This window comes from Paenibacillus sp. FSL H7-0756 (assembly GCF_038006765.1).
Lineage (GTDB): Bacteria > Bacillota > Bacilli > Paenibacillales > Paenibacillaceae > Paenibacillus_AQ.
Genome location: NZ_JBBOVT010000001.1, coordinates 1,832,139 through 1,844,312 on the forward strand (window position 1 = coordinate 1,832,139; position 12,174 = coordinate 1,844,312).

A 12,174-nucleotide genomic window follows, 5' to 3' on the forward strand; every position below is an offset into this window, starting at 1 on the left:
TAAGGATGTATGGAGTTCATGTCATTAATCATTTTTTGTAATTCCCCTGTAAATCTGTAATTGAAGAAGGAGATGGGACGAGTGGGCACAGAGAACGTGCTGCGCAATTTGCGGCTGGTGGACGGCCGGAGTGTGGATATCTCCATTAAGGAGGGGCTCATCACCGCGATTACCCCGCCGGGCCAGGCGGAAGGCAGGACCCTGCTGGACTGCTCCGGATTATACGGCTCCAGCGGATGGATTGATCTGCATGTGCATGCTGTGCCGGAGCTTGACCCCTACGGCGATCAGATCGACGAGATCGGGGTGAAGCAGGGAGTGACAACACTGGTGGATGCCGGGAGCTGCGGAGCAGACCGGATCGGGGCTTTTTACAGTGCGAGTCTTCTGGCCGATACCCGGGTATTCGCGCTGCTCAATATCTCAAGAATCGGACTTGCGCGGACCGATGAGCTCTCTCAGTTAGACTGGATTGACCGGACCTGCGCGCTTGCCGCAGCAGCAGCGTATCCTGAATTTATCGTCGGCCTGAAAGCCCGCATCAGCCAAAGCGTCGTTAAGGGCAGCGGCATAGAGCCGCTTAAGCTGGCACGGGCATTATCGGATGAGACGAAGCTTCCGCTCATGGTGCATATCGGCTCCGCGCCGCCTGCTATCTCTGAAGTGCTGGAGCTGCTGCGGGCGGGCGATGTAATTACTCATTACCTGAACGGCAAAGCCAACAATCTGTTCCGGGCGGACGGCACACCGCTGCCGGAACTGCTGGATGCTGTAGACCGGGGTGTCCAACTGGACGTAGGGCATGGCACCGCAAGCTTCTCCTTCCGGGTGGCGGAACAGGCGAAGGCGGCTGGTATCGTGCTGAATACGATCAGCACAGACATCTACCGGGGCAACCGGCTGAACGGTCCGGTGTACAGCATGGCGGATGTACTGACCAAGTTCCTCTATCTCGGCTACAGTCTGGAAGAGGTAATCCGTGCCGTCACCAGCAGCGCCGCAGCGTGGCTCGGCAAGCCGGAGCTGGGGCAGATCCGGGTAGGGGAGCAGGCGAATCTGACCTTGTTCACCCTGGAAGCAGGGGAGAAGCAACTGCAGGACTCGGAAGGCGAGGTCCGGACCGCGCACCACTATATTGAAGCAAAAGGAGTCTTTATCAATGGATCACTCATTACAGGCTAAATATGGATTGAAGCGTGTGATTAATGCGAGCGGAAGAATGAGCATCCTTGGCGTGTCTGCACCGGCGGATTCAGTCATGGAGGCAATGAAGCAAGGAGGGCAGCGGTATGTGGAAATCGCGGATTTGGTGGACAAATCGGGAGATTATATCGCCCGTCTGCTCGGCTCCGAAGGGGCTGTTGTCGTGAACTCGGCTTCCAGCGGCATTGCGCTGTCGGTCGCAGCTATTGTAACCGCAGGAGATCCGCGGCTCAGCCTGCGCCTGCACCAGGAGCCGGTGCTGAAGAATGAGATCATCATGCTGAAGGGCCATAATGTGCAGTATGGAGCGCCGGTGGAGACGATGGTCTTCCTCGGCGGCGGCCGGGTGGTCGAAGTTGGGTATGCCAACGAAGGCCGCAAGGAGCATATTGAACAGGCCATCGGGGAACGTACTGCAGCGATTCTCTATGTGAAATCCCACCACGCTGTTCAGAAGAATATGATCTCTGTGGAGGAAGCCTGGGAGGTTGCACAGCGCAGAGGCGTGCCGATGATTGTGGATGCGGCTGCGGAAGAGGATCTGCGCAAGTATGTCCAGTATTCCGATCTGGCCATCTACAGCGGCTCGAAGGCTGTGGAAGGTCCAACTTCGGGCATTGTAGCGGGCGGGAAGACATACATCCAGTGGCTGAAGGTGCAGTTGCACGGGATCGGCCGCAGCATGAAGGTGGGCAAAGAGACCACCTTCGGACTGCTCCAGGCTTTGGACGAATACCAGGACAAGGCTGACAACAGCCAGCAGGAGAAGCAGGCGCTGGAGGCGCTTCAGCCGCTGGCCGGTCTTCCCGGAGTGTCGGTACGCATCGTGCAGGATGAAGCGGGCCGGGCAATTTACCGGGGACGCATCCAGATTGATGCCGCTGCTGCGGGTGTGGATGCAAGGGAGGTCAATGACCGCCTGCGGGAAGGCGATATTGCCGTGTATACGCGGGACTATGGAGTGAAGCAGGGGTATTTCGATATCGATCCAAGGCCGCTCCAGGGCGATGATCTTCAGGTCATCGTCAGCAGAATTCAAGAGATTATAGGGGGCAGATCATAATGAGCAAGATTCAGGAGCGTTTTTATAAGAACAGAGCGGCACTGAATGTCCTGGCCAGCAGTATCGGGAACGCCAAGGATATCTACGAGGCTGCCGAAGGGCATGTGCTGGTAGGCGTACTCTCCAAAAATTACGCCAACGCCCAGGAAGCGTCCGCCGCTATGACGGAGTACGGACAGGCGATCCAGGATGCCGTATCCATCGGGCTTGGCGCCGGGGACAACCGCCAGGCGGCGGTGGTTGCAGAGATTGCTGCAAGCTATGCGGGCAGCCATATCAACCAGGTCTTTCCGGCTGTAGGCGCAACCCGTGCTAATCTGGGAGCGAAGGACAGCTGGATTAACAGCCTGGTCTCTCCCTGCGGACAGCCGGGCTATGTCAATATTTCCACCGGGCCGGTCAGCGCGGGGAATGCTTCGCAGGCCATCGTTCCGGTTCACGCCGCCATCGCCCTTGTCCGGGATATGGGCGGCAATGCACTCAAATATTTTCCGATGAAAGGGCTGGAGCTGGAAGAAGAATATCGTGCGGTGGCCCAGGCCTGCGGAGAAGCCGGATTTGCCCTGGAGCCTACAGGCGGAATCGATCTCGATAACTTCGCGCCCATTCTGGAGATTGCGCTTCAGGCAGGCGTACCGCAGGTGATCCCGCATATCTATTCTTCCATTATCGATCCGCAGACCGGAAGCACGAAGGTGCAGGATGTCCGCACGCTGCTCCGTACGATAAAATTGCTGGTGGACCGGTATGCCTAGAATCGCGGCCTTCGGCGAAGTGATGATGCGGCTGCAGGTGCCGGGGGTGGAGACGCTGGCCCAGAGCAGCAGGCTGGAGTACTCTTTTTCGGGCAGCGGGGTGAATGTAACGGCGGCGCTCGCCAGATACGGCCATAATGGAGCACTGATCACAACCTTGCCGGAGACTCCAGTGGGGGAAGCTGCGATGGCCTATCTGCGCAAGCTTGGGGTGGATACGTCACTGATCCGCCGGGGCGGCAAGCACCTCGGAATGTACTTCCTGGAGAACGGTTTCGGCGCCCGCCCCGGAAGAGTCACGTATACCGACCGGCTGGGCAGCAGCTTCAATACCGCTGAGGCTGGTCAGTATGATATGGCGGCGCTGGCTTCCCGGGTGGATGTGCTCCATCTATGCGGCATTACGCTGGCTATGAATGACGGAGTGCGCGGGCAGATGAAGCAGCTTGCGGCGGAGGTGAAGCATGCGGGGGGCATGGTGGTTTTTGACTGCAATTACCGTCCGGCGTTATGGGGTGAGGCGGGGTATGCCCAAGCCCGTCCTCATTACGAGGAGCTGCTTGCGCTTGCCGATCTGGTGCTGATGAACGAAAAGGATGCGCTGTACATTCTTGGCACCGCCGCAGCAGATTATGATAGAATAACACAGTTGAAGCAAGCGGTTCCCGCTGTGGCGGAGCGCTTCGGAATCAAAGCGGCAGCGGGCACCCACCGTGAGATTAATGCGGACAATACGCATTCCCTGACAGGATATTTGTACCGTCAAGGCACATTCGCGTTCTCCCGCAAGCTGACCTTCCCGGTGTATGACCGGATTGGTGCCGGTGATGCTTTTGCCAGCGCTGTTATCCATGGTGAGTTGCAGGAGTATCCGCAGCAGCAGACGGTGGAGATGGCAGCAGCCGCAGCGATGCTGGCCCATACCCTCCCGGGCGATACCGCGCTGTTTACCGAGAGCGAGGTGCTCCGGGCGCTGGATGGCCATACCTTAGATGTTGAAAGGTAGTGAACGTAAGGTGTCACTGAAACGCAAGCAAGGCCCCTTATACCAGCAGATCCAGAAGATCCTCAAAGACCGGATTCTGCACGGGGTATACCCGCTCGGCAGCATTATCCCCTCCGAGCCTCAGCTCGAGAAAGAGTTCGGTGTCAGCAAAATGACGGTCCGCGGCGCGGTCCAGGAGCTGGCCCAGGAAGGTTATGTGCAGAAGAAAAGCGGCGTCGGAACCATTGTCATGCGCAATACCGCCTACCAGAAGCTCTCCAAGGGCAAACGGTTCACGGAATTGCTGGTCGAAGCAGGCCATAAGCTGGAAAAGAAGCTGCTCGCATCCCAGCGCCTCGCGAATGAAGCAGGATCAGAGGAATACAGCCGCTACGGGCCGTATTGCCAGCGGATCGAACGCTTGTATATTCTGGATGGCCAGCCCTATATACATCTGGTGCATTTCCTGACGGCAGCAGCCCTGCCCGGCGGGGGAACGGCAGAGATGGGGGCAGACATCCAGTCCCTGTACGACTCGCTGGAGGAGAACGACATTGTGCTGGAGAACTTTAGGGACCGCTTCTTCGTGGAGCCGGCACCACCCGAGGTATGCCTGCTGCTCAAGCTGCCGCCGGGGACGCCTGTGCTGAAGCGTCTGCGTAACTCATATGACGGGGAGGGCCGGCTGATCGAACACAGTATCGGCTGCTATAATACGGAGCTCCATCATTATCTGGTCAGCTATGATACTTGAGGCTCGTCACTCTCATCACTCTCATCACAATGCTACGGTTACCTACAAGCTTGCTTGTAGGTAACCGTAGCATTTTTAGTACATCTTCCGTTCATCTTCCGTTCATATTGTCGTCATAGAGAGGACATCTTCGTCCGGTAAGCTTGCATGAACGGCAAGGACGCAAGCTTACTACCAGTTAAGACAGGAGAAGATGAATATGAGATCACCGGAGAAGAAGACAACGGGAAAGCAGACGGGGTTCAAGAAAGTGCGCAACATTCTGCTTAAAATACTGGGAGTCATCCTGCTCGCTGTTGTACTTTTTGTGGGGATTGTGTATATCACGAATGTAATCAGCAGCAATGCCGAAGCCAAAAGGATAGAGCCTTACGGCCAGCATGTATCCGTAGACGGCAAGAATATGAATGTGTTCATAGAGGGCGCTGGCCCGGACACGGTCGTGCTGCTTCCCGGGTTCGGAACTGCTTCACCGGCGCTTGATTTCAAACTGCTTATCGACGAGCTGTCACCACATTACAAGGTTGTAGTGGTTGAGCCTTTCGGCTACGGCTTAAGCGACGCAACGAAGAAAGAACGAACCTCAGAGAATATCGTAAGTGAAATTCATGAAGCATTACAGCAGCTCCATATGGACCGTTACATTCTTATGGGCCATTCTATTTCAGGCATTTATAGTCTTGATTATGTGAACAAATATTCAGATGAAGTCAGTGCATTTGTCGGACTGGACAGCAGTGTACCCTCGCTCAGTGAGAAAAAGATTGAGTCTTCAGAGACAACCATGGTTAAATGGTTCCGCGATTTGGGCTTCGCAAGGCTGCAATTGAAGCTGAGTGCCGACCCTTATGAGGGACTGTCTTATGATGCACATACCAAAGAACAATTGAACCTGCTGATACAGAAAAATATGTACAATACGACGCAGTTAAATGAGGCGGAGAGTATGCTTTCCAATTTTGAAAAAGCTGAACAGCGGAAGGTAACGTTTCCTCCCAATCTTCCTGTCCTGCTCTTTGTCCAGGCGGAGCATCCGGCAACGGATCAATGGATTCCTGAGCATGAGAAGCTGATCAAGAATTCCGTACATGCAGAAATGGAGCTGCTGGATGCCAATCATTATGTATACCGTTCCCATCCCAAGCAAATTGCGGAGAAATTCATGAGCTTCATGAGGGGGATAGCGCAGCAGCCCTAAGGCTCTGCCGGGGTTTGCTAAACTTAATAAAACACAGTGAATTAATAAGAATTTTATCTTTTCAAATGACATGGTTTGTGAGAGAATAGGTACAATCTTGTAGAGTTAACATTTGACATTACCTATTTTAGAGGAGGAAACACCCATGTCAGAAGAGCGCAAGCTGTCCTTTGAAACCCTCGCCGTCCACGCAGGCCAGGAGATTGATCCCACTACTTTAGCCCGTGCCGTGCCTTTGTATCAGACCACATCCTACGGGTTCCGTGATGCGGAGCACGCCGCGAATCTGTTCGCGCTGAAGGAGTTCGGTAATATCTACACCCGGCTGATGAATCCGACGACGGATGTGTTTGAACAGCGTCTTGCCGCGCTTGAGGGCGGGGCAGGGGCATTGGCGACCGCTTCCGGAATGGCGGCCATTTCCTTCTCTATTCTGAATATTGCCGGAGCAGGGGATGAGATTGTATCCTCCGCAAGTCTGTACGGCGGGACTTATAATCTGTTCTCTACAACGTTGCCTAAACTGGGGATTCAAGTGAAGTTCGTGGATTCCGACAATCCGGAGAACTTCCGGGCAGCGATTACGGACAAGACCAAAGCGCTGTACGCCGAGACCATTGGCAACCCGCAAGGGAATGTACTGGATATCGAAGCAGTGGCGGCTATCGCCCATGAGCATGGAATTCCGCTGATTGTAGATAATACCTTCCCAAGCCCGTATCTGCTGCGTCCGATTGAATTCGGGGCGGATATCGTCGTACACTCGGCGACCAAATTCATCGGCGGCCACGGTACCTCCATCGGCGGAATCATCGTGGACGGCGGCAAGTTCGACTGGAAGGCCAGCGGCAGATTCCCCGGCCTGACCGAGCCGGACCCGAGTTACCACGGGGTAGTCTACACTGAAGCGGTCGGACCGATTGCTTATATCATCAAAGCGCGGGTTCAACTGCTTCGTGACCTTGGCGCGGCTATTTCACCGTTCAACTCGTGGATGCTTTTGCAGGGTCTCGAAACGCTGCACCTGCGTCTGGAGCGCCACAGCCAGAATGCACTCCAGGTTGCCCAGTATCTGGAGGCGCATGATTCGGTAGAATGGGTCAGCTACGCTGGACTACAGAGTCACCCTTCGTATGAGCTGGCACAGAAATATCTGCCTAAGGGCCAGGGCGCGATCCTGACCTTCGGAATTAAGGGCGGGGCGGCCGCAGGCGTGAAGCTGATCGAGAACGTGAAGCTGTTCTCCCATCTGGCCAATGTCGGCGATTCCAAGTCGCTGATTATTCACCCGGCCAGCACCACTCACCAGCAGCTGTCGGTCGAGGAGCAGATTACCGCCGGTGTTACACCGGAGCTGCTGCGCTTGTCCATCGGCACCGAATCCATCGACGATATCCTCTACGACCTGGAGCAGGCGATCGCTGCCAGCCAGCAGGCTTAAGCGGGATTAGCGGGAGCGGGCTGTGCTGGAGGGAGAGGTTGAGCCGCTAAGCTGCTAGAGAGTTGTAGCTGGATAGACGGTGAGCAAAAGCTGTCGATTTCCCCCACTGCTTTCAATAGATCGCAGTTCCTGGAAAATTAGGAAGAGAAATTAAAGACTACTGTTTGATGCAGAATGTTTCTGTATTAGGCGGTGGTCTTTTTTTGTGGGAGCAGGGGGTGGGTGTGGGAGTAATGGGAAGAGGGAGGAGGGGGTGCGAGGATGTGAGAAATGAGGAAGTGATTTGTGAGGAGCTGATTCGCAAGGAAATGAGAAAATGGGTTTGTGAGAAAAGTGGTTCGTGAGAGAAGCGGTTTGTAAGGAGTTGATTCGCAAGAAATGGGCCAGTGAGTGTATTTTGTACAATAGATTAGGCCATATCCGGCGCTAAAATCCGTTCTGATGTATTCCATACAACAGATTTCCGGCATACGCCTCCAAAACACCCTTTCCGCGAAAATCTGCTGTACAAACTGCAACAGATCGCTTTTTACAGCCGCTAAAGAGAAGATCTGCTGTAGTAAATACAACAGATCACCAAGCGTCAACCCGAACCTTAAATCAATTCGAAGTCTATAGAGATTAATAAAAGAATATGTAAAGGTTACTTCCCGCCTATTTCAGCTCGCCTGCCGATTGAAGCTCGTCCCCCCACCGCTTGTCCACTACCCATCCGGGTAAGATTGTGCTGCTGCATTCATTTGATACCGTTTGCATATTTCAGTGCCTTTGCCAGTATTTATAGATTGAAGCCTCTTAAAATGCTGGCAGCTTCTCCTCAGGGGGAGCGGAGCGGCAGTAATTCAAAGGTAAAGGGTGGGTGCGAGGATGAAGGGTGAACGCCAGCAGAAGGATGATCCAAACAAGGAAGAGCGCCCGTTCAAGTATAACACCGGCGACCGGACCATTGGCATAGAGATGAGCCAGTCCGCATCTGTAGCTTCCGCCGCAGCGGAATTTCTTGCTGAGGGGGAGCCGCGTAAGGGAAAAGTGAACCGGGAGCGGACTTATTCCCGCCGCCCGGGGGAGCGTCAGGCATTCCTGGTCCTGCGTGATGGAGCGGGCGAGCGGTCTCTTCAACGCGCAGAGCCGGGTGTCTACCCTGCGGGCCCTTGCCTGATCCGGGGCGAGGAATGGCTGCTTGCGCCGGAGGTCGCAGCACTCTATTCAAGCTGGATGTCATGCAGTGATGAGGAGCAGGCGGAGCGTATCCTGCAGCGGATCTATCACCGGCTGCGGGCTGCTGCTGCCGACCTCCTGGAGTCGGCGGACGGCGTCTGGGCCGCAGTTGCTCTGCTCTATACGCCGGAGCTCGCTGCCCGCCCGGCCAGACTCGCTGCGCTTCAGGATGCGCAGCTTGATGCGCTGTTCGCCGCCGCGCTGCACAGCCAGCGGCTGGGCGGCGACAGCCGCATTGACTTGCTGGCGCCGTACCCCGCCAGCCTGGAGGAATTCGCGGCGCAGCGCGAATTCATTGAGGGCGTGGCCGAGCAGACCCTCGGCCACGCTTATGCGGCAGCCTGCCGCATCGGGGCGCTGCTCGCGCCCGATGTGGGGCAGGCTGCCGCCGGGGAAATCGCGCGTATCGCCGATTTCCTGGTGCTGGACGGCGCGGCGGCGGAGGCCGCGCCCGGAGAGAACGCCGCCGAGAGCTTCGCGCTGGCGGCGGCTGGGGTGCTGGCCGCCGTGCGCCGGGTGCGGCCGGCGGCGGCAGTGCTCGCCGCGGGGGCACCGGCGGCGTATGCGCTGGCCGATCTGTATGAGATCGGCATGAGCGGGGTCTTTTGCAGCGCGGCCCAGCGGACCGACGCGCTGCTGCGGGCGGCCTGCCTGACCTGGATTGCCCGGCAGGACAATCCAGATGCCGCCGCCGGAGGGTGGCAGTAGCAGGCGGACAGGGCGGCTGCTCCTAATTCATCTAGAGCTACGACTCAAGCTGTTCAAGCTGCTGCCACCGCCTGAGCATTATCACCGTCACACGCCGGCAATCAGGCTGTAGGCTACATTCATCCGCACTGCCAGCACTAGGACTCAGGCTGCTCAAGCTGCTGCCACCGCCTGAAGCATTATCACCGTCACACGCCGGTAATCAGGCTGTAGGCTGCATTCATCCGCACTGCCAGCGCTACGACTCAAGCTGCTTAAGCTGCTGCCACCGCCTGAAGCATTATCACCGTCACACGCCGGTAATCAGGCCTTTGGGCCGCCAGACTATATATACATTACCGATAACTCTCAGTGCCTAAGCGATTCTACTATAACAATAACCCGACTCCACCAGCCATTCAGGCTGCGGCGGAATCGGGTTATATTGTGCTGCATATAGCAGGGAGTTACCACACCACAGTGTACCTTTGAACTAACCGGCTGCTGTATCCGAAATCCTGCACTAAATACAACATTCCCCGCGTTAAGTCGGCTGTAACTATGGATTGTTGCATGAAATGCAGCATTTCTCATCTCCCGAACCGATGGGCGAGACAATTCCTGCATTTTGTACAACATTCCTCTCAAAACCCCGGGAGTAATGAATCAAAGCTGCAATTTATGTAAGCGTGTTGATTTCCCATAAAAAGGGACAAAAAAGGCCGCCATTTCGGGTAATGGTAAGTACGACCAAACCAAACCGAAATGAGGCGACCTCATGAATAAATATACCCCATTCTTGGCCGTGTTCAAACAAGTATTAACTTCGGAAGAAGTCCAAAAGGTAAGCGGGCAAACCAAGGACTACGAGGATACGGGAACCAAAATGACCGTCGGTGTGTTGTTCGACTACTTTGTCCAAGCCTGCTACCACCAATGGGATGGCTTTCGTCAAAGTGCTCGGGTGGGCTCGAACTACGGTTTGCCCAAGGTTCATTACTCCACCCTTTCGGGCAAAGCCGGTGAAGTGCCTTACGATATCTTCAAGCGTTTGTTTCAAATGCTCGTCCAGAAATGTAACCGGCAAACCCGGCGGCACCTGAATCTGCCTAAAGATCTGCTGCTGATTGACTCTACGACGGTTACGGCAGCCAACTCCCGCATGTCTTGGGCTCCGTATAAAAAATTTAGAGGTGGCATTAAACTGCACGTTGCTTTTTCGCAGGGACAGCATTCACCCGTGAAGGTGGTCGAATCGATTGCCCGGCGTAATGACGCTCCATTTGGAGAAGTCTTGGCCGATAAGGACTACCTTTTAGTTCAGGATCGGGCGTATGGCAAAATCGGTCGATTGGATCAATATGTGCAGCAAGGTCAGTCCTTTGTGATTCGTCTGAAAGACAACCTCCATTTGGTGATGCCGCGAAAGCTTCGGCGACCGGCGGAGGGAGACACCCAAATCGTACGCGATATCACCTGTTATATTGGTCAAGGGAAACACCAATCCGCCCAGCGCCACCGCGTCGTTGAATTTGAAAATGACCGGGGTGAAGTCGTACGTGTCGTGACCGATTTGAGAAAAGAGTCCGCTCAGGTGATTGCTGAAATTTACAAAGCACGATGGGAGATTGAAGTCTTTTTCCGCTGGGTGAAACAGCATTTGAATGTCCCATGTCTATTTGGAACCACCGAAAATGCAGTATATAGCCAATTGTTTGTGGCCCTTACCGCGTATGTGCTTCTGAAATACATTTTTGATGAAATTCATCCGAAGGTACCGGTCTTTGCTAGGCTGACTCTTTGGGAATTTATGCAGTACTGGCGTATATTTAATCTTCCGCTGGAGTGGCAGATTCAGTTGAGTCTGCTCAGGCGTAAAGATCATATAGGTGTTTTTGAAATCCCATAATATAGGTAATCAACACGCCTGCAATTTATGCAACATTTCTCCTTCGTGGCCAGCAATTTCTACCCCAGTCTAACCGTCCCCCCGCCCGGAACACGGCGCACTTCATCCCCCACAGAGATCCATACCTCCGTAGCGGCCGGATTATACACCATCTCCTGCGAAGCCGAGAAGCGCAGTCCCTGCACAGCGGACAGGTAGTCCACGATCTCAATATTGGTGGCATACCAGATGTCTTCATGGCCGCCCATCATGGCGGCGAACTGCTCCAGCTCCTGCCAGTTGTCATTGTCGTTGAATTCGTAGCTGTGTCCCCAGACATACAGCAGCTGCATGTGCGGGAACCGGGGCTTCTCCTCAAGGAATTGCTTGCCCAGGGCGAGCATATCGCGGTGATGGCAGGTGGGATGCCAGGCCAGCAGGTTGTCCGGCAGGCTGAAGCTGCCATGCGACTTCACTGTGCGGGAATACTCAATCCCGAGGGCCGGAAGCACGCTCAGCACCGCATCGCTGTAATTGCCGAACGGATAGGACATGCCCCGAACCGGATAACCGGCGATGGCCTCCAGAGCCTTGCGGTCCGTCAGAATCTCATCGGCGATGCCCTCGCGCGGGGTCATGGAGAGGAAGGGATGAGTGCGGGTATGCGCCGAAATCTCATGCCCCTCATAGAGCGCAGCCACTTCGTCCCCCGAGATGTAGCCTTCATTGCCGAAGAACCCCGAATTGAGATGAAAAGACCCCTTTAGCCCATGCTGGTTCAGAATCTCAACAAGCCGCCGGTCATGGATTCTCCCATCATCCCAGCTCGTTGTTAGCGCTTTAGAAACCCCGCCTGGAAATAGATCGAATTTGATTCTCATTGCTGTTATCCTCCCTAACTATAAAATATACCGAATTTGCATGTGAGCACCGGTCCCGCCTAAGACGAATACGGCTCCACCAAGAACAATGCCAGAAATGA

General features: G+C 55.1%; 10 protein-coding genes. 9 read left to right on the forward strand and 1 reads right to left on the reverse strand.

All coding sequences use genetic code 11. From position 1 onward, the window contains the following. Nucleotides 1-81: 81 nt before the first annotated feature. The 9 genes from NST04_RS08230 to NST04_RS08270 all read left to right on the forward strand — a co-directional run bounded on the left by NST04_RS08230 (nt 82) and on the right by NST04_RS08270 (nt 11,213). Nucleotides 82-1,182, forward strand: coding sequence for an amidohydrolase/deacetylase family metallohydrolase (locus NST04_RS08230; protein ID WP_341183857.1), 1,101 nt, complete (start codon nt 82-84; stop codon nt 1,180-1,182). Further along, nucleotides 1,160-2,266 carry a DgaE family pyridoxal phosphate-dependent ammonia lyase gene (locus NST04_RS08235; RefSeq protein WP_341183858.1) on the forward strand — a complete coding sequence of 369 codons (1,107 nt, stop codon included), beginning with the start codon at nt 1,160-1,162 and terminating at the stop codon, nt 2,264-2,266. Before NST04_RS08230 ends, NST04_RS08235 begins: the two co-directional genes overlap by 23 nt. Beyond that, nucleotides 2,266-3,021, forward strand: coding sequence for a 2-dehydro-3-deoxy-phosphogluconate aldolase (gene dagF, locus NST04_RS08240; RefSeq protein ID WP_341183859.1), 756 nt, complete (start codon nt 2,266-2,268; stop codon nt 3,019-3,021). Before NST04_RS08235 ends, dagF begins: the two co-directional genes overlap by 1 nt. Then, nucleotides 3,014-4,027: a sugar kinase gene (locus tag NST04_RS08245; RefSeq protein ID WP_341183860.1), complete on the forward strand. Its 1,014-nt coding sequence runs from the start codon at nt 3,014-3,016 to the stop codon at nt 4,025-4,027. Before dagF ends, NST04_RS08245 begins: the two co-directional genes overlap by 8 nt. Before the next feature lie 10 nt (nt 4,028-4,037). Further along, entirely contained in the window at nt 4,038-4,760 is a 723-nt protein-coding gene (locus tag NST04_RS08250) for a GntR family transcriptional regulator (protein ID WP_341185209.1), read from the forward strand. Nucleotides 4,761-4,959: 199 nt separating this feature from the next. Further along, complete coding sequence (locus NST04_RS08255; RefSeq protein WP_341183861.1) at nt 4,960-5,958, forward strand: alpha/beta hydrolase; 999 nt, start codon at nt 4,960-4,962, stop codon at nt 5,956-5,958. A gap of 145 nt (nt 5,959-6,103) precedes the next feature. Next, nucleotides 6,104-7,399: a homocysteine synthase gene (locus NST04_RS08260; RefSeq protein ID WP_341183862.1), complete on the forward strand. Its 1,296-nt coding sequence runs from the start codon at nt 6,104-6,106 to the stop codon at nt 7,397-7,399. An 867-nt stretch (nt 7,400-8,266) separates the two neighbouring features. After that, on the forward strand, nt 8,267-9,325 hold the full coding sequence (locus tag NST04_RS08265) for a hypothetical protein (RefSeq protein WP_341183863.1): 1,059 nt from the start codon (nt 8,267-8,269) through the stop codon (nt 9,323-9,325). Between the two features lie 757 nt (nt 9,326-10,082). Beyond that, nucleotides 10,083-11,213, forward strand: coding sequence for an IS4 family transposase (locus tag NST04_RS08270; protein ID WP_341182832.1), 1,131 nt, complete (start codon nt 10,083-10,085; stop codon nt 11,211-11,213). A 59-nt stretch (nt 11,214-11,272) separates the two neighbouring features. On the opposite strand, the gene NST04_RS08275 is transcribed toward NST04_RS08270, so the two are convergent. Further along, nucleotides 11,273-12,073 (reverse strand): polysaccharide deacetylase family protein, encoded by an 801-nt coding sequence (locus NST04_RS08275; RefSeq protein WP_341183864.1) that lies wholly within the window; start codon nt 12,071-12,073, stop codon nt 11,273-11,275. Nucleotides 12,074-12,174: the final 101 nt, after the last annotated feature.